Here is a 24,692-nt window from a genome sequence, read left to right as displayed (position 1 = left end):
TACCGTCCCGGTTGCGCGCGGCGGAGGCACCGGCGGGGGGTGGCCAGGCTCGACGGGAAAGATGGCGCAACATGATTAGTTTGTGACACTAACAATCTGCACGCGGGCGCGCTGCGGACACACGCCACGGCGACCCGCCGGCGACCTCGAGCTGTGGTAGGGAGCAGCGCCCCCCCTGCCCTGCCGTGCCATGATGTCTCCCGTCCCGCCCAGCGCCCCGCCTCTGCCTCCGCCGGGCGCCGTCGAGCCGCCTCCGCCGGGCGCCGTCGAGCCGCCTCCGCCGGGCGCCGTCGAGCCGCCTCCGCCGGGCACCGTCCAACGCTGGGCCTGGGATTACGTCCTCGCGACCGATCTCGCGCACAAGCTCGAGCCGCCGCCCGTGCCCTCGGTCTGGGAGCCCGACCCCACGACGCCGCGCCGCATCGCTCGCCCGGGCCGACCCGCCGAGCTGCGCATCTCCGCGCGCGCGTCGAAGAGCCCCGGGCCCGAGGCGCTGCGCAACCCGACGCGACGCGCGCAGCTCTTCCACGCGTTCATGCACCACGAGCTCCAGGCCGCAGAGCTGATGGCCTGGGCGCTGCTCGCCTTCCCGGAGACGCCGCGCGCGTTCCGCGGCGGCCTCGTCCGGATCGCCCTCGACGAGGTGCGCCACATGCGGCTCTACGCGGCCTACCTCGCCGCGATCGGCCACCGCTTCGGCGACTTCCCGGTGCGCGACTGGTTCTGGTCGCGGGTGCCCGCCGCCGCGTCGCCCGCGCAGTTCGTGGCGGTGATGGGGATGGGCCTCGAGGGGGGCAACCTCGACCACACCGCGCGCTTCGCCGAGCGCTTCCGCGCCATCGGCGACGACGAGGGCGCGGCGCTCACCGAGCGGGTCTGCGCCGAGGAGATCCCGCACGTGCGCTTCGGGGTCCGCTGGTTCCGCCGCTTCACCCAGGCGCCGAGCGGCGCCTCGCCCCACGCGCCGGGCGGCGCCTCGCCCAACGCGCCGGTCGGCGCCTCGCCCAACGCGCCGGTCGGCGCCCCGCCCCACCCGCCCGGCGACTTCGAGACGTGGGTCCGCCACATCCCGCCGCCCCTCTCGCCGCTACTCATGCGGGGCGAGCCGATGAACCGCCGCGACCGGAGCCGGTCCGGCCTCTCCGAGCCGTTCCTCGACGCGCTGGCCGCATGGACCGAGCGAGCGCCTGGGTCCTGAACTTCGACGCCGACGAGGAGCTCGCCCGCCCCGCGGGGTACACCCCTCGCGCCGCGGTCGCCGGCCGGGCCCCGGAGCTCGCCGGCCGGGTCGCGGCCCTGCTGCGCCCCGGCGACGTCGTGCTCAGCCCCGACCTCCCCGCGCCGCTGGTGCCGCCTGCGCCGCCCGGCGCCGCGCTCGTCGGCCGCGCGTGGTGCCCCACGCCCCGCGCCCGGCGCCTCCTCGGCCGCGCCGGCGTCCCCCTCGCGGACGCGCCGCCGCTCGAGGTGCTCCGCCGCGTCAACCACCGGAGGTTCTGCGCCGACCTCGGCCAGACGCTGCCCGGCGCGCGCCACGTTGTCACCCTGGCCGAGCTCGAGGCCGCGATCGCCGCGCCCACGCCGACCGGCCACTGGCTGCTCAAGCGGCCGTTCGGCTTCGCCGGGCGCGGCCGCCGCCGGGTCGCCCGCGGCCCCCTGCCGCCCGACGCGCGGCCCTGGGCGGCCGCGTCGCTCGATCCCGCCTCCCCGGACAGCGGCCTGCAGGTCGAGCCCTGGGTCGAGCGCCGCGGCGACTTCTCGCTGCACGGCCACGTCGCCCGCGGCGGCGCGGTCCGCCTCGGCGCCCCGTGCGTCCAGCGCTGCGACGACCGCGGGGCCTACCTCGGCGCCGCGCTCGCCGGCGAGGGCGACCTCGACGGCGACGAGCGCCGGCGGCTCGTCCAGGCCGCGCTCGAGGCGGGCGAGGCGCTCGCCGGCGCGGGCTATTTCGGGCCCTTCGGGATCGACGCCTTCCGCTGGGAGGACGAGCGCGGGCGCCTGCGCTGGAACCCCCGCTGCGAGATCAACGCGCGGTACACGATGGCGTGGGCGATCGGCATGGGCAGCGCCCGGCCCGACCTCGAGTGACCGGCGCGACGGACACGCCGCGCGGAGGCCGCGCCCCGATCCCGACACCGACTCGTTGCACAAGAGGCTGGCCGCTTCCTCTATAGCGGTGCTCCGACGACGAGACGAACCGTCGAGACGCCAAGCGGCGAATCCGGACGGCGGGGCGCCGGCCTCCGCGCGCGACCCCAGCGCCCGGCCGATGATCGCGCGAGAGGAGGGATCGACATGAGTCTTCCGGCAAGGACAGGAGCGCAGCGGCAAGCGCGGCGTCGCGCGAGGAGTGCGGCGGCGCCGCGCCGCCAGGGACGATCGCCTGCGGCAGCTACTTCTGCGACGCGGCGTCCGAATACTGCCAGAGCGTCGAGGATCCTCACGACGAGCTCTTCAAGATGCCGACGCGGAGGACCTGTGAGGAGATACCGACCCCCTGCATGGCAGCGCCGTCCTGCGACTGCCTGGCCGCCCCCGCCGCCGACCCCCGCGAGGGCGATTGCTCCAGCGCGCCGGCCTGCACACGAGGCGAGTCGGGGAGCTTCGCCGTCCGGTGTACAGGAGATCTGTATTGACACGCCGCCGCGCCGAGCACCACGTGCCGGCCTGGCGAGGGTGTCCCACGGGGGCTGGACAGACGTCCTCGGCGGCGCCCTCATGCCACATCGAGCGCCACGCCACATCACGAAAAGGACACCGAATCACCACCAAAACGTTGAGGCTTTATCGAGAGGTCTTCCCGTAATTTGCTCGCGCAACGCCCACATCGAGGCTCGAATCCAGAAGAAGGAAGGCACGCATTCATGCAGAATCCGCGCGCGCGAGATGAATTCCCCGGACACAAGCGAATGACGGCGAGCTGGTCTCGGCTGTCGAAGGGCGTCCTCTGCGCCGCCCTCCCCGTGATCGCGATCGTCAATGCCTGCGGAGCCGAGGGCGAGATCGAGGAGATCTCGGAGGCGCGACAGGCGCTGACCACCGTCTCCTTCCAGCAGGGGTCGCTCCCGAGCTCGTCGTACGCGGGCTCGACCGACGCGACGATCCGGCAGGCCGCCGCCACCACGAATTACGGCGGGGCGACCACGTGCGAGGCCGACGGCGACGACGGCTCGGGCGTGGACAAGTCCTGCCTGCTGAAGTGGACCCTCTCCGGCATCCCCGCGGGGAGCACCGTCCAGTCGGCGTCGATCACCCTCCAGGTCACCGACGGCTCCTCGAATACCTACAACGTCCACGAGGTGAAGCGCTCGTGGGACGAGGCGCAGGTCACCTGGAACAACGCGACCTCCACGACGGCGTGGGCCGCCGCGGGCGCGCTGGGCTCGACCGATCGCGGCAGCCTCGTGGGCAGCGTCACCGGCAGCGCCGGATCGAGGACCATCACCCTGAACGCGGCCGGCGTGGCGCTCGTGCAGGCGTGGGTCGACGGGGCGTCCAACAACGGTATCGCCATCGCGAGCTCGTCGAACACGGACGGCATCGACTTCGCCTCCTCGGAGCACGCCACCGCGGCGCAGCGGCCCAAGCTCACGATCACCTACGGAACGTCGAGCGGCACCGGAAGCTCGACCGACCCGGAGCTCCTCATCGCCTTCATCGGCGACCAGGGGAACAACGGCAACGCGGACGCGGTGCTCCAGCTCATCGAGGACGAGGGCGCCGCGGCGACCATCCACAACGGCGACTTCGACTACGCCGACAACCCGGCGGCGTGGGAGAACCGGATCAACAGCGTCCTCGGCCCGAACTATCCTTATTTCGCCATCATCGGCAACCACGACGCCGCGGCGTGGGGCGGCAGCAGCGGGTACGCCAGCTACATCCAGGCCCGCCACGCGCGCGTGCCGGACATGAACTGCACGGGCGAGCTCGGCGTCAAGGCGACGTGCAACTTCCGCGGGCTGTTCATCGTGCAGTCCTGCATCGGCACCGGCGAGCTCCGCTCGACCTGCGCCGCCAACGCGGCCGATCAGGTGAGCTTCATCCAGGACGCGCTCGCCAATGACAGCTCGATCTGGTCGGTGTGCGCCTGGCACAAGAACCAGCACGACATGCAGGTCGGCGGCAAATCGAACGAGGTGGGCTGGAGCGCCTACCAGGCGTGCATGAACGCCGGCGCGATCGTCGCGACGGGGCACGAGCACTCCTACTCGCGCACGCTGACCCTCACCGACGTCGGCAACGCCTCGACCGGCCACGGCAAGACGGGCGCCTTCAACCTGGTCGAGCTCGGCCCGAACCGGAATTTCGTGTTCGTGTCGGGCCTCGGCGGCGTGGGGATCCGCGATTACGAGGCGGCGAGCCACGACGACGACACGTGGTGGTCGTCGTACTACGCGAGCAACAAGTGGGTGAAGAACGGAACGCTGATGTCCGGCACCGCCGATTACGGCGCCCTGTTCATCCGCTTCAACGTGGGCGGGGACCCGAAGCGCGCGACCGCGTACTTCAAGGACGTGGACGGCCGCCTCGCCGACGAGTTCACGATCCAGGTCCAGTAAGGCGCGGCGCGCCGCGCGCCGGAGCGGCGCCTGCTCGCCGAGGTCGCGGTGCTCGCGCCGCCGCTCGCCAGATTCGCGACAACCTTGTTGCTCCCACGGGCGCTGCCGCTGCGTTAAACCTCTCGTTGCCGGCGGACGGCGCGCGAGCACGCGCCGCGCGGGCGAGGGAGATCCCAGCATGAAGACCACGGAGAACAGGGCGGGCCGGGGGGCGCGCAAGAGCCCGAAGCGCGCGGAGATCGTGCGCGAGTACGGCCCCTTCCCGGGCACGCCGCGCATCCACGGCGTCACCTACGACGGCCAGAACGTCTGGTTCGCCAGGACCGAGAAGCTCGCCGCGATCGACCCGGCGAGCGGAGCGGTCGTGCGCGAGCTCGACGTCGCTGCCCACGCAGGGACCGCCTTCGACGGCGAACATCTCTGGCAGCTCGTCGAAGACCGGATCCAGAAGGTGGACCCGAAGACGGGGCGCGTCGTCGGTAGCATCCCCGCGCCTGCGCAGGGGCGCGACTCGGGCCTGACGTGGGCGGAGGGGACGCTCTGGGTGGGCGAGTACCGGGCGCGCAAGATCCACCAGATCGACGCGAAGACAGGCGCGATCCTGCGGACCATCGAGTCGGATCGGTTCGTCACCGGCGTCTCGTGGGTCGACGGGGAGCTCTGGCACGGCGCCCAGGAGGGCGAAGAGAGCGAGATCCGGCGGGTCGATCCCGGGAGCGGCGAGGTGCTGGACCGGCTGGAGATGCCCGAGGGGGTCGCCGTGACGGGGCTCGAGGGCGATCGCAAGGATCTCTTCTTCTGCGGCGGCGGGACGAGCGGCAAGGTGCGCGCCGTGCGCAGGCCGACCGCCCGCGCCCAGCGCTGACGAGGCTCGTCCTGGGCCCAGCCTGCCCCGCGTCGTTCGGCGCGCGCGTCGCCGCCGGCGCCATCGCCAAGGGACACAACTTCACAGAGGGAAAGAAGCAGATGAACAAGATCACCGTCACGGGATTTCGATGGGCCCCGCCGTTCGCCCAAGGGCTCGTTCGCGACTTGCGCGTGCGCTGGGCGCTGGAGGAGGCAGGGCTTCCCTATGAGGTCAGGCTGATCGACCGCGGGGATCTGAGCTCGCAGGCCTACCGTCAGAAGCACCCCTTCGGGATGGTGCCGGCCTTCGAGGCGGAGGGTCGGTGGCTGTTCGAGTCGGGCGCCATCGTGCATCACATCGCCGCGGAGTCCGAGGCGCTGATGCCCGCCGATCGGGACGGCCGCGCCAACACGGTCACCTGGATGTTCGCCGCGCTCAACACGGTCGAGCCGCCGATCCAGAACCTCTTCGTGATGGACGTGCTGAAGAGCGATGAACCGTGGGCGAAGCTGCGGCGCCCCGGCGCCGTGGATGAGGTGAAAGCTCGGCTGGACGCGCTCTCCGCCTGGCTCGATGGGCGCGACTATCTGGTCGATCGCTTCACCGCGGCCGACGTCCTGATGACGACCGTGCTGAGGCTCATCCGGCACACAGACCTGGTGGCCGGATTTCCCGTGCTCGACGCCTACGTCAAGCGCTGTGAGGCGCGGCCGGCCTTCCAGCTGGCCTTGCGCGAGCAAATGGCGGACTACGCTCGAAACGCTCCGGTCGCGGCCTGAGGCTGCGCGCTGCGCTCGGCCTCGGAGCGCGCGAGCAGCGCCCGCCGGTCCCTGGCGAGCCGCTGGTGCCGCCCCGGCGACCTGCCCACGGCCGGATGCGGGCCGCGGGCTTCCTGACCTGGCGGCGACGGGCGCATCCGGGCTAGAACGCTGGCTCGCTCGAGCTCGCAAGGGACAAGGACAATGCCGCCCATGCCACCCCCGCACATCCACACCGAACGCCTCGATTACACCGAGGGTGAGACGGTCTGCGAGGCGTACGTCGCGCACGACGCCTCGAGCGCCGCGAAGCGGCCCTGCGTCCTCATCGCCCACGCGTGGGCAGGGCTGAACGAGGCCATGCACGAGAAGGCCGTGGAGCTGGCCGGCCTGGGCTACGTCGGCTTCGCGCTCGACGTCTACGGCAAGGGCGTCCGCGGCGGCGAGATGGAGGACAACTCGCGGCTCATGGCGCCCTTCATGGAGGACCGCGGCCTGCTCCGCAGGCGCCTCGAGGCAGGCATCGCGGCGGCCAGACGGCACCCGCTCGCCGACCCCGACCGCATCGCGGCGATCGGATACTGCTTCGGAGGGCTGTGCGCCCTCGACCTGGCGCGGAGCGCGCCGCCGGGCCTGAAGGGCGTGGTGAGCTTCCACGGGCTGCTGCACCCGCCGAACCTGGGACCGCAGGCGCCCATCACGGCCAGCGTGCTCGTGCTCCACGGCTGGGAAGACCCGATGGCGCCGCCCGCCGACGTGCTCGCCCTCGCGCGCGAGCTCACCGAGGCGAAGGCCGACTGGCAGATCCACGCCCACGGCCACGCGATGCACGCGTTCACCTACCCGGGCGCGAACCTCCCGCAGGCAGGCCTCCAGTACGACGCCGCGGCCGCCCGGCGATCGTGGGCGGCGATGCGGAGCTTCCTCGAGGAGGTCCTCGAGCGCCGGTCAGGCTGAGTCGGGCCCGGCGGCCGGCCCCGCGTCGGGCCATGCCTCCCGAGGCGCTCGATGGCAGAGCACCCGTCGGGTACGCTGCGCACCGGACATGAAACAGCCCGCGCCGCGCTCCCCCGACGCCTCGGCCCCCGAGGCCCACGCGAACGCGCCCTCGCGGCCCGCGCCGCCGTCCTCCAACGCCACGACCCTGGTCCAGAAGCCGCGCGTGCCCGACGCCTTCGGGGAGGCGCCGACCATCGTGTACATGCCGAGCGACGAGCCCGGCCGCGCGCCCGACGACGCCGCGCCGCGCGCGCCCGGGGGCGCCGGGGCCGCCGCCGCGCCCGGCGGCCGGGAGCGCGGCGCCATCGACGACGTCACCCTGCGCATGCCGCCCAAGGCCGGCGCCCCGGGCGGGGACCACGACGACCGCACGCTCAAGATGCCCGCGCGGCCGGCACGGGCCACCGCGGAGGACGACGCGCCGACCGTCAAGGCCGAGCCCAAGGCGTCCTTCGTCGACCTCGACGCCGAGGCGCAGGAGGAGGGCCGGCCTCAGGACCTCAAGTCGGCCGCCCGCGCCTTCTTCAAGCGCCACCACAAGAAGCTCTGGTGGCTGCACACCGCCTATGCGCTCAGCCTCGGCGCCTTCGTGGTCGCCTTCGCGCAGAAGGGGTTCCAGCACGCCCGCTTCCTCGCGATCTCGGTCAGCGTCGCCTGGCTGCTCGTGCTCCTGTTCTTCCGGCTCTTCGGCACCGGCGCCCGCCAGGACTTCGCGACCGCGTGGCGCGGCGCCCGGCTGCGCTTCCTCGTGATGACCTATGTCCTGAAGAACCTCTATCAGGGCATGCTCTTCTTCCTCCTCCCGTTCTACTGGAAGAGCGCCAGCCTGGACGCGCCGAACCGGTGGTTCGTCCTCCTCCTCGGCGCCTGCGCGGTGCTCTCGACGCTCGATCTCGTCTTCGACCGCGTGCTCATGCGCTGGAAGACGCTCGCCTCGGTGTTCTACGGGGTGACGCTGTTCGCCTGCCTGAACCTCGTCATCCCCGCGCTCCTCCCCAACACCCGGACGCTCTACACGCTGCTGTCGGCCGCCCTCGTGTCCGTGCTCGGCTTCTGCACGCTTCACCTGCCGTTCGGGGCGCTGTGGAGCCGGGTGGGCCTGGTGTTCCTGGTCATCGCGTCGGCCGCCGGGGTCGGGCTCGCCTACGGCACGCGGGAGATCATCCCGCCGGTGCCGATGCACCTGTCCTCCGCGGCCGTGGGCCCCTCGGTGCTCCCGGACGGCCGCCTGGCCATGTCCGTGAAATCGCTGCACTTTTCCGTGATTCGAGAGCTGCGCGCGGTGACCGACGTGGTGGTGCCGGGCGGCGACGGGGACCGCCTCGTCCACGTGTGGCGGCACGAGGGGCGCGAGATCCTCCGCGCGCCGGAGGAGACGCTGCGGGTGCCTGGCCCGGAGGGCGCGGTGCGGCTCAAGTCGCAGCTCGTGGGCGGGAGCCTGCCGCGGCGCCTGGCCGGGCACTGGACCGTGGATGTCGAGACCGAGGACGGCCAGCTCGTCGGCCGCACCGCGTTCGAGGTGACCGAATGAAGGCGCCGCTCCAGGGCGACCGGGCCGGCGCCGCGCAGCGCGCGCGCTGGGTCGACGTCGGCAACATGGCGAACGGGTTCCTCGTGTTCGGCAACGTCGTCACGGGCTTCATCGCGATCGGCAACGTCGCGCGCGGGTTCATCGCGATCGGCAACGTCGCCGTCGGCGTCATCGCCATCGGCAACGTCGCGTTCGGCGTCGTCGGCGGGTTCGGCGCGACGATCGCGGTCGGCGCCTTCGCCGCCGCGGGCGTGCTCTCCTTCCCGGTGCTCGACGGCGCGGCGGGCGTGGCCAGCGCGACCGATCTGCACCTCATCCTGTCGGTGTTCCCGATCGTGCTCTGGTTCGTCGCGGCGCGCCTCTTCCCGGGGCGACGCGCGCCCCGCCTGGGCCCGAGCCCCGAGCTGACGCCGCTCCGCGCGCTGCTCCGCGGCGAGCGCCCCGACGGCTGGGTCCGCGCGCGCGTCGAGCGTGCCGGCGCGGGCGCGCTCCGGCTCGCGCAGGGCGGCGCGCGGCTCGAGCTGCCGGCGACGCCGGAGGCGCTCGGCGCGGGCGGGGCGCTGCTCCCGGAGGGCGGGAGCGCGCGGCTGTTCGCGTACGTGCGGGCGGAGGAGCACGTGCGCGGCGGCGAGGGCGGCTACCGCGAGGCGCAGCGGCGGGAGCGGGTGCTCACCGTCGCGGATCTGGTGGCGCCGCCGGCGTGGGTCCCGCCGTGGCTCGACGGCGGCGAGGCGCAGTGGTGGCTCTCGCGCGCGTGGAAGGTGGGGGCGATCGCGGCGGCGGTCCTGAGGGCGGCGCAGCTCGTGGCGGGCGCGATGGGGTGAGCGCCCGCCGCCTCGACGCGCGCCGGGCCAGCGCGCCTCGAGCGCACCTGGTCTGCCTGCCGGACGCCCGGCCGTCGCGTGGGCGCGCCAGATCTCAGCCGGGAGGCGCTGGTCCTACGCGGGATCGCCGAAGTCGGTGATCTTCGCCAATTCCCGCCGCAACAGGAGATCGCGCTCCACGAGGAGGCGGTCGAGCTCCTCGTCGGAAGCATACGCCAACCTTCGATGGCGCTCCGCGACCCGGCTGTCGATCGCCCGGACCATGCGCACCGCGAGCCACGCAGCAGCGATCGACGCCACGTCGGACGCAATGAACGCATACCGGGACCGGATGAACTCCGCCACGGTCAGCTGCGGCATGACAGAGGCCAGCCACCCGAGGCCGCGGCTCGCGAGGTAGAGCCCCCACCACGCGCCGAGGGCGGCATGGTGCACCGCGCCCGCCCGCGGGGCGTGCGCCATCTCGACGCGCCGGTAACCACCCTCGCCGTCCAGGAGAGGGCGCGGCGCAGGCTCGGGCACGCCCGCCGGAGCAAGGCCGTCGTGGAGATCCCGCAGCACCCTGTACGGCTGCACCAGGTTCACGACGGGAATGAGGAATGCCACGACCGACTCGGACGGCGTCCAGGAAAAACCCCGCACGGGATCCAGCTCGCCAGCCAGCGCGACAGCCCTGGCGAGCCAGCGCAGGAACAACACGCCCGCAACGATCCCGAACCCCAGCTCGAGCAACCCCCCGGCCTCGCGGAGCGCGTTGGCAAGCTGCCACGTCGACGCCGAGACCTCCGTCGAGCCGAGCAGCACAATGTGCCATGCCCCGACCAGCGCCGTGAACGCCGCCACAGCTCCCATCAAGAGCAGCCCGGCAACCGCCGCACGAGCGCGCCGGCGCACGACGCGGACGTCGCGGCCCCACCCCTCCCGCGCTTCGGCCCAACCGCTCACGATGAGCGAGGCTATCAGCGGAATGCGCCGCATCGCAATGCAAGCGCTGCCTTACGGCAGGCCCTACCCGGCACCCCCTGCCGCCCAGCGAGGTTTGCCGGGCGCGCTCCCGCGCGCCCGCGCGACGGATGCCCGGGAATGGAGCCGATTCGCTCCTCGCGCCGCGTGGCACCAATCCCACACACCTGCATCCGCGTCCCGTCGGCAAACGCGAGCTTCCGTGCCTGCCGACGTCAATCGTCCACGATCGCCGGGCTCCCGCTGTACACCACCGCGTCGAGGAGCCGCTCCTCCCGCACCAGCGCGAGCGCCGGCGCGTCCCGGCGGATCGAGATGCTGCCGCCCGCGTCCGCGAACCCGCACGCCTCCGCCCCGCGCCGCGAGCCGATCTCCCAGAGCGCCTCGGCCGGCGTCCCCTCGCCCTCGCCCCGCAGCGTCACGCGCTTGCCCGTCCGCAGCCGCTCGCCGAGCTCCACGCCCCGCAGGTCCTCGAACGGATCGGTGATCACGTGGCTGTCGATCCCCACGCACAGCCGCACCCCCGCCCCGCGCAGCGCCCCCACGTCGGGCAGCCCGTCGCCGAGGTCGCGCTCGGTCGTGGGGCACAGGCACGCGAACGCCCGCGCCGCGCCGAGGAGCGCCGGCTCGTGCGGCGCGAGGTGCGTCGCGTGCACCGCCACGAAGCGCTCGCTCAGGAGCCCGCGCTCGGCCAGGAGCTCCACGGGGCGCCGGCCCGTCTCGGCGAGGCACGCCTCGATCTCGGCCGGCTGCTCGGCCACGTGCATGTGCACCATGAGCCCGCGCTCCGCGGCGTACCGCGCGATCTCGCCGAGCCACGCCGGGGGCACGGCGCGGACGCTGTGCGGCGCCACCCCGACGCGCACGTCGTCGCAGCCCGCGTAGCGCGCCCGGAGCGCCTCGACGTCCGCGAGCGCGGCGTCGAGCGAGCCGTCCGAGAACCGCCGCTGCGCCCCCTCGGGCGCCCGGCCCGCGCCGGCGCGCGCGTAGACGACCCGGAGGAGCGCGATCCGGAGGCCCTCCGCGCGCGCGGCCTCGATCACCGCGTCCGCGAGCACGGTGCGATCCGCGTAGGGCGCGCCGTCCGGCTGGTGGTGCACGTAGTGGAACTCGCCCACCGTGCGGACGCCCGCGGCGCGGAGCTCGCGATAGGCCACCTTCGAGATCGCGTGAATGGACTCGGGCGTGAGCGACGCCGCGAGCGCGTACATGGCGGTCCGCCACGACCAGAAGTCGTCCGACCCCGACGGCCCCGGCCGCTGCGCCTCCCCGCGCATCCCGCGCTGGAACGCATGGGAGTGGGCGCTCGCCAGCGCCGGCAGCTCGATGGCCCCCGCCGTCAGCCTCATCGCCGCTCGACCTACCACGCCGGGGAGGCCGGCGGAAGGCGCGGCGCCGTCGGGCTGCCGGTCACTCCTCCGGTACCGTGATGAGCGTCAGGCAGTCGAGGCTGAGCTTGCCGCAGGCCGCCATGACCGCATCGGTGTCCCGTTCCTGGTCGTACCACGCCACGGTGAGCGCGCTGCACGCGGGGAGCACGTTGCGAGAGTACTCGCTCATCGCGGCGGCGCACGCGTCGATCTCCGCGATGGTCGCCGTGCACTGCGTGGGCGCGACACAGGGTTGCTCCTCCAGCGCCGCGACGACCTGCGCGACGAGCTGCTCTGCCTGCCGTGGGTCGGCCATGCAGCCCTCGTACTGCTCGGCGCACCTCGCCCGCACCCCGGCGTCGTCGGTCCCGGGATCGTCCCCGAACATCGCGCCCATCACGCCGATCATGCGGCACACGTACTCGACGTCCACGTCGTCGGCGCTGCACTTGCGGTATCCCCTGCACGCCTGCTCGGCCTCCTCGGGCGTGAGCTCATCGACCACCGTCGACGGGTCGAACCCCGAGCACGAGCCCTCGCCGGTCCGCTCACCGCCCGTCGGTTCCTCCGGCGCCGGAGCCCCGTCATCCCCGCAGCCGAGGCCCGAGAGACCACAGGCCAGACACACCCCCACCACCCCCGCCCAGAACGTCGATCGCATGCTTCCAAGCTCCCTTGTAAGGAATCAGGATCAAGCTCCGCCCCACCGGCGAAACCACCTTTCCTTACGCAGGGCCGCTGTCGCTTTCCCCTCGTGTTCCGCGTCACAATGCTGCTGTCGCCGCCGCGGCGGGCGCGCGCGTCGCGACGGCCGCCGCGCCGGCCGCGCGGTCGCCTCAGGCCTTCGGCTCGACCTCGAGCTCGGGCAGCCCTTCCAGCTTCACCTCGACCTCGGCGGCGGGCGGCGGCGCGGGGACCTCCTCGCGGCGGGCGGCCATGACCGTCAGGGCGCGCGGGAAGCACTCGACCGCGAGGGGCGTGGTCCCGACCTCCTCGCCGTCGATGAGCACGCGCTGCGGCGGATCGGTGCTGATGAGGACCCGCCGGGCGGCGAAGAACCCGACGTTGTCGCGCTCGGCCGGCTCGCCGTCGATCGCGGTCCGGAGGAGGTGCAGGCCCGTCGCGACCGCCTCGACCAGCGTCGTCGCCGACACGATGGTGACGTCGAGCCGCCCGTCCTCCGGCGACACGACCGGCGGCCCCTGCGCCAGCACCGTGCGCGCAGGCGCCATGTTCGCGACCGTCACCGCCACCGCCCGGCAGTGGATCCGCTGGTCGTCGGTCACGATCTCGACCCCGAACGGCTCCAGGCTCATCAGCTTCTTCAGCCCGGTGCCGATGTACGCGAGCACCCCCCAGCGCTGCTTGGCGTCCTGCGGGGTCTCGCCCACGGTGTCGGCGTGGAGCCCGACCGCTGACAGCAGGATCATGGTCCGCCCGTTCGCGCGGGCGGCGTCGATGCGCGTCGGCTCGCCGCGGACGAGGACCTCGATGGCCCCCTCCAGGTCGGCCGGGATGCCCAGCGTGAGCGCGATCGAGTTCGCCGTGCCGAGCGGCAGGATGCCCAGGCACGTGTCCGTTCCGAGGAGCGCGGACGCGACGCTCGAGATCGTCCCGTCGCCGCCCGCCGCGATGACCAGGGGGGCGCCCTCCCGGCGCGCCGCCTCGGCGCACGCGGCGGCGCTGCGGTCCGCGCTCGTCTCGTAGACGCTCAGCGCGAACTCGCGCTGGAGCCGCGAAGGAAGCGACTCGACCGCATCCCCGGCGTGGCCAGCAGCAGGGTTGAAGATCAGCGCCGCTCTCCGCTCGGTCATCGCCGTATCCTAGAACGCCGAAGCGGTTGAAACCCCAAGAAAATTCGTCATGGAGCCCGCGGGCCGCCGCGCCGGCGCCGGCGGGGCCGAGGGCGGCGCCGGCGCGCATCGACGCGCCGCCCGCCCGCCCGCTCGGGCGCGCTCCCGGCGGTTGTGCCTGCGTGCGCCATGCGCGCGACACGAACGCCCCGCCGCGCGGCGCGAAGGCGCTCTCGGCAGCACGGTGGCACGACGATTGTACATCGGCGTCTCCCATGAGGTTTCAACGAATCGGTCGAATGGCTTGCCTTGCGCTGGCGCTCCTCGGCGCAGGCACGCTCACCGCGTGCGACGACGGCTCCTCGGGTGGCTCCGGGGGCAGCGGCGCCGCGGGCGGCGGGGACGCCACCGGCGGAGCAGGTGGTACGGGCGGCGAAGGCGGTGACGGCGGTGACGGCGGCGAGGGTGGCGGTGACGGCTACGAGTGGCCCGTCGAGACCTACCCGATCGACATCACCCCGTCCGAGCTCTGGAAGAACCAGATCGAGATCCCCTTCGACCCCTTCGCGGCGTACTCGTCGTACGACGGGCCGACCTGGGTGAAGTTCACCGTGCTGATGCACGACCCCACCAAGGTCTATTACCAGAACAGCAACGAGTACCCGTTTCACGCCGAGTTCGCCACGGAGCGGCTCGACCCGTTCGTCGAGATGACGCTGGACGAGTTCGACCAGGTGTCGCTCTACGAAGAGGGGCAGAAGGCCATCCTCGGCGCGGTGCTCATCTCGCCCTTCGCGGCCACCGAGCCGGAGTACGGCGTCCAGCTGGTCCGTCAGGACGCCTACGATCCCGAGATGGCGCGCGTCGTCCTCGATCTCGTGAAGGACAGCATCGTCGCGCCCGAGGGGACGAAGCCCTTCTATTTCCCGACCTACGAGCAGGCCGAGTCGGCCGCGGCGAACAGCGCGTTCTTCGCGGAGAGCGGGTTCCCCGTGAGCTCGGTCGAGCGATGGTTGAACGGCGACGCGTGCTACTCGACCGGCTGGGCCGTGGGCCGGCTCCGCTATGTCCCGCCGGACATGATCGACGCGGCCTACGCGAGCGGCGATCTCCGGGCCGAGGACATCCTCCTCACCGACTCCGTTCCCGCGGAGGTGCCTTATGTGGCGGGCATCATCTCGCTGTCGCCGTCGACCCCGAACGCGCACACCGCGCTCCTGGCGACGTCGTTCGGCATCCCGTTCGTGTACGTCGGGGACCCGGCCACGGCCGAGCAGGCGAAGGCGCTCGACGGCAAGGAGGTCGCGCTGCGCGCCTCGCTGGAGTGGGGGGTCGTGTGCCGGGCCGCGCTCTTCGACGCTGACGGGAAGCTCGCTCCGGCGGACAAGGAGCAGCTCCTCTCGCTGAAGCGGCCGGGCGATCTCGGGATCCAGCCCAAGGAGCCGCTCGGGGCCTACTCGGGCTCCACCGAGGATCTCGGCCCCGCGGACATCGTCCATTTCGGCGGCAAGGCCGCGAACTTCGGCCTCTTGCGGGACGCCATCCCCGAGAGCTCCGATGTCGCTGTCGCGCTGTCGTTCGATCTCTGGGACGATTTCCTCGATCAGGTCATGCCCGGCGGCAGCACGCTGCGCGCCGAGATCGCCGAGCGCCTCGGCGGCTACACGTATCCGCCCGACACGCGGGCGCTCAAGGTCGATCTCGCGGCGATCCGCGATCGGATCACCAAGGACACCGCCTTCTCCGCGGGGCAGCGGCAGGCGATCGAGGCGGCGATCGCGGACTTCTCCCCCACGAGGAAGATCCGGTTCCGGAGCTCGACCAACGTGGAGGACAGCGCGGTCTTCACGGGCGCGGGCCTCTACGACAGCTACAGCGGCTGCCTGGCCGACGACCAGGACGCCGACGAGGTGGGGCCGAGCCACTGCGAGGCCGGCGAGGACGAGGAGCGCGGCGTGTTCCGCGCGATCCGCAAGGTGTACGCGAGCTTCTACAACGACAACGCCTTCCTCGCCCGGCTCCTGTACGGCGTGGACGAGGCCGAGGTCGGCATGGGCGTCCTCGTGCACTACTCCTATCCTGACGAGGACGAGATGGCGAACGGCGTCGCCACGCTCTCGCGCGGGATCCCGCCCACGGACGAGATCAAGATCGTGACGCAGCTCGGGGCGACGTCCGTCACCAACCCGGAAGGGGGAGCGCTGCCGGAGGTCGTGAGCGTGATCAGCGATTTCGGCGAGACGTACGTGCAGCTCCGCGCCGGCTCGACGCTCGTCCCGCTCGGGGACCACGTGATGAAGTGGGAGGACGACTACCGCGCGCTCGCCTCCCTGCTCGGCCGGGTCGAGGAGCGGTTCAGGGAGGTGCACCCGAGCAAGACGGCGTTCCTGCTCGACTACGAGTTCAAGAAGATGAAGCCCGGGGAGCTCGTGGTGAAGCAGGTGCGCGAGGTCTCGGTCCCGAGCACGACGCCGAGCCTCACGCCGTTCCTGCTCCCCGAAGCGCAGGAGCTCTGCACGTTCCAGGGCGAGTTCGGCGACGTGTTCGCGAACCACCGGCTCAAGGTGCGCGCGCGCCTCTCGCCGAAGAGCGCGTTCCTCACGCCGGAGGCCCTCGGCGCGACCCTCTTCGAGGACGCGACGCTCGACTACCTCTCTTCCGGCTCGGTGGCGACGCTGACGGGGAGCCCCGCGGCGTGGCCGGGCGCGACGCACACGTACGCCGACCAGACGGCCACGGACGCGTTCGTGGACGGCGACGGGGCCTCGGCGGTCACCTTCGCGCTCGCCACCTCGGCCGTGCCCGAGCTGCTGCCGCCGTCGGTGGGGCCGCTCGTCGCGCTGCGCGATTTCGGGCTCGAGGTCCGCGCCGAGTACGCCACGCCGGTGTCGTCGCTCGACTGGGACGGCACGCCGCTCAGCGTGTCGACGGAGGCGGTGCGGCTCGGCGCCTGCCCCGCGGAGGGTCCGCCCGTGGAGGGCGCGCTGCTCCAGGAGCGCTCGCTCGCGTCGGCGTCGTCCAGCGTCCAGGTGGAGACGTCGTTCTACTGGCCGCCTTCCCCGAAGGGCCCGACGGCCGGGTACACGGCGCCTCTCCACAAATGGGTGGAGACGCGCATCACGGGGCTGACGAGCAGCCCGATCGTGCTCAAGGGCTACAACGCGCAGACGTACCGCCCGGCGCACCACAACTTCTCGGAGGATTTCGTCTTCGAGCCCCGGCTCGAGCCCGGCCTCGACCCGGCGCTCCTCGCCGAGCTCGACGACAAGGGCATCCGGTGGATCTACGTCCGCACCTCCGACATCGAGGGGATGCCTCCGCAGGTGTGGACCGCCGACGCGGCGGGCGAGTTCACCCAGATCGACTGAGCGCCTCGCGGGCGGCCCGCGGAGCCCCGGCCCGCCGCGCGGCCGCCCGGGGCTCCGCCGGGGCCGTCACTCGTCCTCCGCCCGCCATATTGTGAAGCAATTTCAACAGATTACGGCCTAGCTCGGCCGCTGCTCCGGGTCACCGCGCGCCGTGGACCGAGGCCGGCGCGCGCGGGGTTGACGCGCGCAGGCTGCGGATGGACCAGAGGCGCCGGTTCATACCGTCGACGAGGAGAAGATCATGAGCCTTTATGACAGCTCGTTCCCGCAGATGGCTCGCATGCTCGGTCAGGTGCTGGTCTGGCTCGACAAGGCCCAGGCCTACGCCGAGCAGAAGAAGTTCAACCCGGAGGAGCTCCTCACCGCGCGCCTCGCGCCCGACCAGTGGAACCTCCGGCGTCAGATCCAGACCGTCGCGCACTGGCCGGTGCGGCTGGCCGCGCTCCTCACCGGCGAGGAGGCGCCGGCGCGCGAGGACGCCGAGCAGGAGACGATCGCGGAGCTGCGCGCCCGCATCGGGAAGGCGATCGAGCAGGTGAAGGCACTGAAGCCGGAGCAGCTGAAGGGCGCGGAAGAGCGCACGATCCCGCTGTTCTTTTTGCCGGGCAAGGGCATGAAGGCGGCGGACTTCGTGTTCCAGTTCTCGCTGCCCAACTTCTACTTCCACGCCACCACGGCGTACTCGATCCTGCGGCACAACGGGATCGACGTCGGCAAGGGCGACTTCATCGGCGCGCTCGACCTCCGCGACCTGTGACCGCGGCGGCGTCCCCCGCCCCACGAGCCCGCGGCGCCGGCCCTCCCCTCGGATGAGCGGTGGGGCGGCGCCGGGCCGCCCCGACAGGCTCAACCGCCCCAGTCGACCTTCGGCCTCCCCGGCGGCGTCACGTTCGGCATCTCGTGGAAGAGCGCGCGCCCGAGATCGGGCAGCGGCGCGCACGCCTGCTCTCCCAGGTTGGTCAGCTCGAGCGGATCCTCCAGCACGTTGAAGCAGTGGAACTCGCCGTCCCACTCGCGCGCCTCGATCTTCAGCGGCCCCTGCATCATCCCCCAGTTGCGGAAGGAACACCCCCACACCCACGTGCAGTTCGTGAGCGGCACCGGCGCGACCGTGCGCTCCGGCCGCGTCAACGGGTGCCCCATCATCCGGCCGCGGAACCGCGCGAGCCGCGGCTCGTCCCAGAGGCCCATCAGATCGAGGAACGTCGGCGCGAGATCGAGGTGCCACACGAAATCGTCCCGCGCGCCCGCGATGCTCGCCCGCTCCTCCGGGGTCAGCGTCCCCTCCGGCGCGTCGATCCACGCGGGGACGAGGATCTCCTCGTCCCACAGCGAGCTCGTGTGGCCGAGCTGCCAGTGCTCCCGGAACGACTCGCCATGATCCGAGGTGTACACGATCACCGTGCGCTCGCCGCTCGGCGTCCCCCGGATGTGCTCGATGAGCCGGCCGACCGCCATGTCCGACAGGTAAACGACGTTGCGATAGTAGTTCTTGAAATGCTCGTTCTTGTCGGGCGCCTTGCTCAGCTCGCTGGGCTGAAAGGGCGCATGCATCGGATCGCTCACGTACGGGAAGTGGATGTTCGAGTAATGCACGACCGCGAAGAACGGCTCGGCGAGCTCGCCCCACTCCTCGATCACGCGATCCGTGAGCTGCCGGTCATAGGCGCCGTAATCGAGGTCGGCGCCCGGATCGAGCTGCGTCGCGACGACCCGGTGCGAGACCGGGATGTCCTGCACATAGAGCCGGGCGTTCCCGAACATGAGGTTCTGGCTCGTCCAGTACGCCGTGTCCCACCCGGCCGCGTGGGCGTAATCCCAGAGCAGCGGGGCCGAGCTGAGCGCCGCGAGGCTCTCCGTCGGGGAGACGCCGGACCAGATGTTCGAGATGGAGATGGCCGTCGTCGAGTCGTGCGCCCGCATCTGCAAGAGCGGCATGCGCGCCGGCGCGGCGGCGTTGGAGAACGGCGTCGCCAGCGCGCAGTCCGGGTCGTACTCGACGCACGTCACGTCCGCCCGCTGGCTCTCCTGCAGGATGAGCACGACGTTCCGCGGCCGCGCAGGCCGCGCGGCGAGCGGCGGCACGCGCTCCGGGTCGCGGCGCTGCACCCGCAGATCCGGCGAGTCGTCGGTGATGCCGAGGTGCTCTTTGACCACGGCGGTGATGCCGTGGAAGTAGATCATGTCGGCCGACGACGACTGGATCACCCGGTAGCTCACCGGGATCCTCGTCACGCCGATCAGCGCGAGCGGCACGAGCGCCGCGGCGACGCGCCGCCGGAGCCGCCGCGGGCGCACGAACCGGCGGGAGAGCCGGAGCGCCGCAAGGGCGAGCCCGAGCGCGACGGCGAAGTGGGCGAGCACGCGCGGGTGCCCGAGCGGGAGCGTGCCCACGATCGACCAGGGGATCGACTGGGAGTGGATCTGCGAGTCGATCGAGCAGTAGATGTTGTAGAGGGCGTGGAAGCCGCCCTGGACGCCGCACGCGAGCGTGAAGAGCGCGACGAACAGGCCGCCCGTCACGCCGCGCAGGGCGCCGCGGCGGCCCGAGGCGACGTAGAGCAGGACGCCCCAGAACCCCAGCGACACGGCGACGGTCGCGGCGTACCCGGCCGCGTGGAGCCGATCGAACGTGGTCATGTGGCGGGCCCGCCGCAGCACGTCGACGACGAGGAACCAGAGCGCCGGCGACGCGAGCAGGGCGAGGCCGAGGAGGCGGCGCCGGCGGCGCGCGGCCCGGCGCGCGGCGCGCGGGCGAGCGGCGGGCGCGGCGCCCTGTCGATCGAGGTCCTGCGCCATCCGGATCAGTCGCGGCGAGGCGCCGCCGCGAGGCCGCGGAGGTGGGCCGGGACGTCGACGCTGCCGGCAGGGCCGCCGTAGATCGCGTCGGCGAGCCGGGGCAGGTCGCCGCAGGCGGCGGGCCCGAGGTCGCGCTGCTCGCGGGGGTCGGCGAGCACGTCGTAGCAGTGCCACGCGGTGTCCCACGCGCGGGATTCGAGCTTCATGTTGCCGCGCATCATCCCCCAGTTCTTGAACGCGCAGCCCCAGATCCCGGTGCAGTTCGTGAGCGCCAGCGTCGCCGGCCCCGGCGACGGCCGGAGCAGGCTGCGGCCGACCATCGCCGCCCGGTAGCCCGCGAGCGCCGGCTCCTCCCACAGGCCCATGAGGTCGAGCAACGTCGGCGTCACGTCCGTGTGGAAGACGAGCTCGTCCCGCGCGGCGCGCAGCGCGGACTCCTCCGCGGCCGTCAGCGTGCCCGGCGGCGCGTCGATCCAGCCGGGCACCCGGATCTCCTCGTCGAGGATGGATCCTGTGTGGCCGAGCTGGCCGTGCTCGCGGAACGCCTCGCCGTGATCCGAGGTGAAGACGATCACCGTGCGCTCGCCGACCGGAGAGCGCCGGACGAAGTCGATGAGCTCGGCGATCGCCGCGTCCTGCCGGTAGACCGCGTTCCTGTAGAAGTTGCGGTACGCCTCGTTGTCGTCCGGCGCCTTGCTCTCGAGGGCCGGCTGGAACGGCGCGTCCTCCGGGTCGACAAGGTACGGGACGTGGGTGTTGCCGAAGTGGGCGACCGCGAGGAACGGCTCGCGCAGCGAGAGCAGCTCGGACCGCGCGCGCGCCGACAGCTTCCGGTCGTCGGCCCCGAGATCGATGTCGGCGAGCGGATCGAGCTCGGTCGCGCCGCACTGGTGCGAGACCGGCAGGTCCTGCACGTAGAGGCGCGAGTTCGCGAACATCATGTGGTGGCTCGTCCAGTAGGCGCCGTCGAAGCCGGCGGCGTCCGCGTAATCGAAGACGAGCGGCGCGGTGTGGAGCTCCTCGCGCGTGGCGATCGGCTGGAGGCCGGACCAGAGCACCGCGAGCCCGATCGCCGTCGTCGAGGCGTTCGAGCGCATCTGCGTGAGCGGCAGCCGGCCGGGCGCCGCCGCGTCGATGCGCGGCGTGCCGGGGCACCCGGAGGGCGCCGCGCCGGCGGCCGCGGGCGCCGAGCACGTGACGTCGGCGCGCACGCTCTCGGTCAGGATGAAGAGCACGTTGCGCCGCGGGCCGGGCTTCGGGGTCAGCGGCGGCAGCGCGGGCGGCGTGCGGAGGCCGGGGCGCACCTGCGCCGTGGTCTGGACGCCGACGAGCTCCTTGATGAGGCCGCCGATCGCGTGGAAGTAGATGACGTCGGGCGTGGACGCCTGCACCGTGCGGTACGAGCAGGGCAGCACGAGGGCGGCCACCACGCCCGCGGGCGCGGCGAGGCGCGCGGCGCGGGCCCACGCCGTGCGCCCGGGGCGCACGATCCGCCGGCCGAGCCAGACGAGCGCGACCGCGAGCAGGAGCGGCGGGAGGACCGAGCGGAGGAAGTTCTCCCCGTCGGCCCGGAGCTGGCCGAAGAGGCTCGCGGAGAGCGAGGTCCCGAAGAGCGTGGCGTCGAGGTTGAGGTACGTGGCGTACTGGCGGTGGAAATAGAGCTGGCCGCCGAGCGAGAGCGTCGCGAGCGTCACGAACAGCAGGGCCGCGATCCACCGCGACGCGCCCCGCCGCGACGAGGCCGCGAAGAGCAGGAGCCCCCAGAGCGCGGCGCTCTCGACCATCGCGCCGAGGTAGCTCGCCGCGTGCTTGGCGCTCAGGTCGAGCAGGCGATCGCCGCGGATGCGGACGTCCGCGAGCACGACGAGGAGCAGCGGGAGCGCGAGGAACAGGCGGCCATAGCGGCGGCGGGCGCGGGCGAGGGAGCGCAGCCGCGCGCGCGCCGCCGCGCGATCCGGGCCGAGATCGCGGGCGAGGCCGCGGGACGAGCGGCTGGCGGCGTCGGCGTCGGCCGCCGGAGGATCGTTCAACGGCTGGAACGGGTGCACGGGTCGCGCGCGAGTGTAGCCAGGGCGTGGCGACTCGGGAACGTTTCTGCGGCGGGTCGGTGGCGCCCCGATGATGGTTCAGGCTAGCCGGGGGGGCGGACGGGCGGAGAAAACCCTTCGACAGCCGCCCGAGGCGTGCCATGAGAGGCGTCCGACATGGCGGAGCAGCTCTTCCTGAACGGGTTGCGCGGCGCTCAGCAGGCCCGAGAGGCCGCCGCGCCGCCGGCCGAACCGTCCTCGTCCCCCGCAGCCGGCGCGCCGCCCCCCGCAGCCGGCGCGCCGCCCGAGCCGCGACCGTCCCCTGGCGCGCCGGCGCCCGAGCCGCCGCGCCAGACGGCGGCGAGGCTCAGCGCCGAGCTCGAGGCGGCGCTCGTGCGCGAGCTGATGGCGGCGTACCAGAGCCTCAACTACACGCATTTCCGGCGGAAGCTGCGCCCTCCGTCGATCGAGCTGTCCGACGCCGCGAGCCGGCTCGGGCGCTGGATGTCCGAGGCGCGGGCGATCGAGATCTCGCGGCCGCTCGTGCTGACGCAGCCGTGGGGGGTCGTGATCGAGGTGCTCAAGCACGAGATGGCGCACCAGTACGTGCACGAGGTGCTGGGCGTCACGGACGAGGCGGCGCACGGGCCGGCGTTCCGCGAGGTGTGCGAGCGCCTGGGCATCGACGCGACGGCGTCCGGGATGCCGTCGGCGGATGCGGGCGGGGCGGCGCGCGGCGACGGGAGCGTGGACAGCGCGGACGCCCGGATCCTCGACCGCATCGCGCGGCTGCTCGCGCTCGCGGACAGCCCGAACGCGAACGAGGCGCAGGCGGCGATGAGCGCCGCGCAGCGGCTGATGCTGAAGTACAACCTCGACGTCGCGAAGGCGCGCGCCGCGCGGCAGTACGGCTTCCGCCACCTCGGCGCGCCGAGCGGGCGCGTGGGCGAGAGCGAGCGGATCGTCGGGGGGATCCTTGGGAAGCATTTCTTCGTCGAGGCGATCTGGGTGCCGGTCTACGCGCCGCTCGAGGGCAAGCGGGGCAGCGTCCTCGAGATCTGCGGGACGCCGGCGAACCTCGAGATGGCGGCCTACGTGCACGCGTTCCTGCACCACACGGCCGAGCAGCTGTGGAACGAGCACAAGCGGACGCACGCCGTGAAGGGCAACAAGGACCGTCGGACCTACCAGGCCGGCGTGATGCTCGGGTTCCTCGAGAAGCTGAACGCGGAGCGGAAGGTGTCCGCGGAGCAGGGGCTCGTCTGGGTGAGGGACGCCGACCTGGACGGCTACTACCGGACGCGCCACCCGCACGTGCAGCACCTGCGTCACGCGGGCAACCAGCGGACGGCGGCGCACGCGCACGGGCGCGAGGCGGGACGGAAGATCGTGCTGCACCGCCCGATGCAGGGGGCGACCGGCGAGCGGGGCATGCTGCTGCCGCCGGGCAAGAAGGGCTGATCGTCGCGGTCGCCGGCGTCGCCCCGGGCCGCGCGCGGCCCGGGCGGACGTCGGCGACGACGCGCGGCCCGCATCTGGACGGCGACGCGCGCTCGACGGGCGCGTTGACGGGGATGGAGCGGTTCCGGCACGATGGCCCGGTGCGCGGGCCAACCTAGGAGAAGAACGAGATGCCGCTCCGGTTCACCATTGAAGAGCGATTCGATGCGTCGCCCGAGGATGTCTTCCGGCTCGCGACCGACATCGACTCCTTCGGCGACTGGATGCCGAATTTCGTGCGGGTGGAGAAGCTCACGGGCGACGTCGCCGGCAAGGGTACGATGTGGCGTGAGACCCGCAAGATGTTCGGCAAGGAGTCGACCGAGCTGTTCGAGGTCACGGCGGCAGAGCCCGGCAAGAGCCTGGACCTCTTCGTCGACGGGAAGAAGGGCACGACGGGGCGCGGGGAATACCGCTTTCGCTACGTCTTCGAGCCCCAGGGCGCCGGGACGCTGCTCCGGATGGATGGCGAGATCGCCGGGATGGGGTGGTTCATGGAGACGCTCGGGCGGCTGTTCATCGGCAGCTTCAAGAAGGCCGTGCACGGGGATCTCAAGGCGATGAAGACGCACCTGGAGCGGCGGCGGGCGAGCTAGAAGCGCGGCGCGGCGCGGCGCGTCGCGAGGACGAGAGCGCGCGTCGAGCCGCTCGGCCCGGCGAGGGAGGCCGTGGGCGGCACGGCGCGGGCGCTCCGCGCGGCGGCGCGCGCCGACCGGAATCGCATCTCCCCCGCATCGAGCCCGTCCGTCTTTGTTGACCCGGTGCGCGGCGCCAGGCACCATCCCGCGCGGCGCCCGGCTAGCCTGCATGGCTGGAGGCTCGAACCCGGCTCGCCACCGTTCCTCTAACAAGCTGTTGAGGTGCTTTGATGCGCGTTCGTACGATTTTCCTGCTCTGCCTTGCGCCCTTCGTCATCGGCTCGCTCCAGGGCTGCGGCGGCGATGACCCCGACCCGAAAGGCGAGGAAGGACCGCTCGGCGCGTGCCCGCCCGACTCCGCGGCGGAGCAGGCGGCGGGCCTGGATGCGCTGATGGGCAACTGCAGTATCTGTCACTCGACGACGAAGGTGGGGGCGGCGGCCCGCGCCAACGCGCCCGAGGGCGCCAACGTCGACGATCCGACGTATGTCAGCGAGCACGCGGAGAAGATCTACGAGGAGGTCGACGAGGGCGCGATGCCCCCGACCGGCCGGCTCCAGGACGCCACGGTCGAGTCGATCCGGATCTATCTCGCCTGCGAAACGCAGTAGTCGCCCCCCATCTCTCACGCCTCGTCTGAACGCCAGCGCGCCGTCTCGCGAGACGGCGCGCTGGCGACCCAGCCCAAAGCCGCCCGGCCCGCTTGCAGGCCCCGC

The 24,692-nt window shown here is 72.7% G+C and carries 19 protein-coding genes; 13 read left to right on the top strand and 6 right to left on the bottom strand.

Going from position 1 to position 24,692, the window contains the following annotated elements:
- Positions 1-190 precede the first annotated feature (190 nt).
- The 8 genes from WMF33_RS07340 to WMF33_RS07305 all read left to right on the top strand — a co-directional run bounded on the left by WMF33_RS07340 (position 191) and on the right by WMF33_RS07305 (position 9,518).
- Positions 191-1,198 carry a ferritin-like domain-containing protein gene (locus WMF33_RS07340; protein WP_437336460.1) on the top strand — a complete coding sequence of 336 codons (1,008 nt, stop codon included), beginning with the start codon at positions 191-193 and terminating at the stop codon, positions 1,196-1,198.
- Positions 1,171-2,085 (top strand): hypothetical protein, encoded by a 915-nt coding sequence (locus WMF33_RS07335; protein WP_437336459.1) that lies wholly within the window; start codon positions 1,171-1,173, stop codon positions 2,083-2,085. Before WMF33_RS07340 ends, WMF33_RS07335 begins: the two co-directional genes overlap by 28 nt.
- A 776-nt stretch (positions 2,086-2,861) precedes the next feature.
- On the top strand, positions 2,862-4,559 hold the full coding sequence (locus tag WMF33_RS07330; RefSeq protein WP_437336458.1) for a DNRLRE domain-containing protein: 1,698 nt from the start codon (positions 2,862-2,864) through the stop codon (positions 4,557-4,559).
- A gap of 178 nt (positions 4,560-4,737) precedes the next feature.
- Positions 4,738-5,424 carry a Vgb family protein gene (locus WMF33_RS07325; protein WP_437336457.1) on the top strand — a complete coding sequence of 229 codons (687 nt, stop codon included), beginning with the start codon at positions 4,738-4,740 and terminating at the stop codon, positions 5,422-5,424.
- A 101-nt stretch (positions 5,425-5,525) separates the two neighbouring features.
- Positions 5,526-6,185, top strand: a complete 660-nt coding sequence (locus WMF33_RS07320; protein WP_437336456.1) for a glutathione S-transferase family protein — start codon at positions 5,526-5,528, stop codon at positions 6,183-6,185.
- A 192-nt stretch (positions 6,186-6,377) separates the two neighbouring features.
- The gene (locus tag WMF33_RS07315; protein WP_437336455.1) at positions 6,378-7,121 is read left to right on the top strand and encodes a dienelactone hydrolase family protein; all 744 of its coding nucleotides are present in this window, start codon (positions 6,378-6,380) and stop codon (positions 7,119-7,121) included.
- 88 nt (positions 7,122-7,209) lie between these two features.
- Entirely contained in the window at positions 7,210-8,694 is a 1,485-nt protein-coding gene (locus WMF33_RS07310; protein WP_437336454.1) for a DUF5924 family protein, read from the top strand.
- Positions 8,691-9,518, top strand: a complete 828-nt coding sequence (locus WMF33_RS07305; protein WP_437336453.1) for a hypothetical protein — start codon at positions 8,691-8,693, stop codon at positions 9,516-9,518. The genes WMF33_RS07310 and WMF33_RS07305 overlap by 4 nt, the downstream gene beginning before the upstream one ends.
- A gap of 114 nt (positions 9,519-9,632) precedes the next feature.
- Here WMF33_RS07305 and WMF33_RS07300 read toward each other — a convergent pair whose 3' ends face one another.
- The 4 genes from WMF33_RS07300 to WMF33_RS07285 all read right to left on the bottom strand — a co-directional run bounded on the left by WMF33_RS07300 (position 9,633) and on the right by WMF33_RS07285 (position 13,665).
- A complete protein-coding gene (locus WMF33_RS07300; protein WP_437336452.1) occupies positions 9,633-10,412 on the bottom strand; it encodes a DUF4328 domain-containing protein in 780 nt (259 codons plus the stop codon).
- A 284-nt stretch (positions 10,413-10,696) separates the two neighbouring features.
- Positions 10,697-11,830, bottom strand: coding sequence for a formimidoylglutamate deiminase (locus WMF33_RS07295; RefSeq protein WP_437336451.1), 1,134 nt, complete (start codon positions 11,828-11,830; stop codon positions 10,697-10,699).
- A 61-nt stretch (positions 11,831-11,891) separates the two neighbouring features.
- Complete coding sequence (locus WMF33_RS07290) at positions 11,892-12,512, bottom strand: hypothetical protein (protein ID WP_437336450.1); 621 nt, start codon at positions 12,510-12,512, stop codon at positions 11,892-11,894.
- 175 nt (positions 12,513-12,687) lie between these two features.
- Positions 12,688-13,665: a YegS/Rv2252/BmrU family lipid kinase gene (locus WMF33_RS07285; RefSeq protein WP_437336449.1), complete on the bottom strand. Its 978-nt coding sequence runs from the start codon at positions 13,663-13,665 to the stop codon at positions 12,688-12,690.
- A 278-nt stretch (positions 13,666-13,943) separates the two neighbouring features.
- On the opposite strand from WMF33_RS07285, the gene WMF33_RS07280 reads away from it, so the two are divergent.
- Both WMF33_RS07280 and WMF33_RS07275 read left to right on the top strand, forming a co-directional pair.
- Positions 13,944-17,012, top strand: coding sequence for a PEP/pyruvate-binding domain-containing protein (locus WMF33_RS07280; RefSeq protein ID WP_437336448.1), 3,069 nt, complete (start codon positions 13,944-13,946; stop codon positions 17,010-17,012).
- 241 nt (positions 17,013-17,253) lie between these two features.
- Positions 17,254-17,769, top strand: a complete 516-nt coding sequence (locus WMF33_RS07275) for a DUF1993 domain-containing protein (RefSeq protein ID WP_437336447.1) — start codon at positions 17,254-17,256, stop codon at positions 17,767-17,769.
- Between the two features lie 89 nt (positions 17,770-17,858).
- Here the strand turns inward: WMF33_RS07275 and WMF33_RS07270 are convergent, their stop codons facing one another.
- Entirely contained in the window at positions 17,859-19,811 is a 1,953-nt protein-coding gene (locus tag WMF33_RS07270) for a sulfatase-like hydrolase/transferase (RefSeq protein WP_437336446.1), read from the bottom strand.
- A gap of 5 nt (positions 19,812-19,816) precedes the next feature.
- Complete coding sequence (locus WMF33_RS07265; protein ID WP_437336445.1) at positions 19,817-21,841, bottom strand: sulfatase-like hydrolase/transferase; 2,025 nt, start codon at positions 21,839-21,841, stop codon at positions 19,817-19,819.
- 174 nt (positions 21,842-22,015) lie between these two features.
- Between WMF33_RS07265 and WMF33_RS07260 the strand changes: the two genes are divergently transcribed.
- The 3 genes from WMF33_RS07260 (at position 22,016) to WMF33_RS07250 (ending at position 24,587) form a co-directional block, all read left to right on the top strand.
- Positions 22,016-23,299, top strand: coding sequence for a SprT-like domain-containing protein (locus WMF33_RS07260; RefSeq protein WP_437336444.1), 1,284 nt, complete (start codon positions 22,016-22,018; stop codon positions 23,297-23,299).
- A 170-nt stretch (positions 23,300-23,469) separates the two neighbouring features.
- Entirely contained in the window at positions 23,470-23,934 is a 465-nt protein-coding gene (locus WMF33_RS07255) for an SRPBCC family protein (protein WP_061621756.1), read from the top strand.
- Between the two features lie 272 nt (positions 23,935-24,206).
- The gene (locus tag WMF33_RS07250; RefSeq protein WP_437336443.1) at positions 24,207-24,587 is read left to right on the top strand and encodes a c-type cytochrome; all 381 of its coding nucleotides are present in this window, start codon (positions 24,207-24,209) and stop codon (positions 24,585-24,587) included.
- The last annotated feature ends 105 nt before the right edge of the window (positions 24,588-24,692 follow it).

It is taken from the genome of Sorangium sp. So ce394 (assembly GCF_051474665.1).
In the GTDB taxonomy this organism is placed as follows: domain Bacteria; phylum Myxococcota_A; class Polyangia; order Polyangiales; family Polyangiaceae; genus Sorangium; species Sorangium cellulosum_D.
This window is presented reverse-complemented; position numbering and strand designations above follow the sequence as displayed.

What these genes read in the sequence shown, in the direction of transcription:
- WMF33_RS07315 (WP_437336455.1), top strand. Translation starts at nt 6,378, where the DNA reads ATGCCACCCCCGCACATCCACACCGAACGCCTCGATTACACCGAGGGT.
- WMF33_RS07285 (WP_437336449.1), bottom strand. Translation starts at nt 13,665, where the DNA reads ATGACCGAGCGGAGAGCGGCGCTGATCTTCAACCCTGCTGCTGGCCAC.
- WMF33_RS07295 (WP_437336451.1), bottom strand. Translation starts at nt 11,830, where the DNA reads ATGAGGCTGACGGCGGGGGCCATCGAGCTGCCGGCGCTGGCGAGCGCC.
- WMF33_RS07330 (WP_437336458.1), top strand. Translation starts at nt 2,862, where the DNA reads ATGCAGAATCCGCGCGCGCGAGATGAATTCCCCGGACACAAGCGAATG.
- WMF33_RS07250 (WP_437336443.1), top strand. Translation starts at nt 24,207, where the DNA reads ATGCGCGTTCGTACGATTTTCCTGCTCTGCCTTGCGCCCTTCGTCATC.
- WMF33_RS07260 (WP_437336444.1), top strand. Translation starts at nt 22,016, where the DNA reads ATGGCGGAGCAGCTCTTCCTGAACGGGTTGCGCGGCGCTCAGCAGGCC.
- WMF33_RS07340 (WP_437336460.1), top strand. Translation starts at nt 191, where the DNA reads ATGATGTCTCCCGTCCCGCCCAGCGCCCCGCCTCTGCCTCCGCCGGGC.
- WMF33_RS07335 (WP_437336459.1), top strand. Translation starts at nt 1,171, where the DNA reads ATGGACCGAGCGAGCGCCTGGGTCCTGAACTTCGACGCCGACGAGGAG.
- WMF33_RS07320 (WP_437336456.1), top strand. Translation starts at nt 5,526, where the DNA reads ATGAACAAGATCACCGTCACGGGATTTCGATGGGCCCCGCCGTTCGCC.
- WMF33_RS07305 (WP_437336453.1), top strand. Translation starts at nt 8,691, where the DNA reads ATGAAGGCGCCGCTCCAGGGCGACCGGGCCGGCGCCGCGCAGCGCGCG.
- WMF33_RS07310 (WP_437336454.1), top strand. Translation starts at nt 7,210, where the DNA reads ATGAAACAGCCCGCGCCGCGCTCCCCCGACGCCTCGGCCCCCGAGGCC.
- WMF33_RS07275 (WP_437336447.1), top strand. Translation starts at nt 17,254, where the DNA reads ATGAGCCTTTATGACAGCTCGTTCCCGCAGATGGCTCGCATGCTCGGT.
- WMF33_RS07270 (WP_437336446.1), bottom strand. Translation starts at nt 19,811, where the DNA reads ATGGCGCAGGACCTCGATCGACAGGGCGCCGCGCCCGCCGCTCGCCCG.
- WMF33_RS07255 (WP_061621756.1), top strand. Translation starts at nt 23,470, where the DNA reads ATGCCGCTCCGGTTCACCATTGAAGAGCGATTCGATGCGTCGCCCGAG.
- WMF33_RS07280 (WP_437336448.1), top strand. Translation starts at nt 13,944, where the DNA reads ATGGCTTGCCTTGCGCTGGCGCTCCTCGGCGCAGGCACGCTCACCGCG.
- WMF33_RS07325 (WP_437336457.1), top strand. Translation starts at nt 4,738, where the DNA reads ATGAAGACCACGGAGAACAGGGCGGGCCGGGGGGCGCGCAAGAGCCCG.
- WMF33_RS07290 (WP_437336450.1), bottom strand. Translation starts at nt 12,512, where the DNA reads ATGCGATCGACGTTCTGGGCGGGGGTGGTGGGGGTGTGTCTGGCCTGT.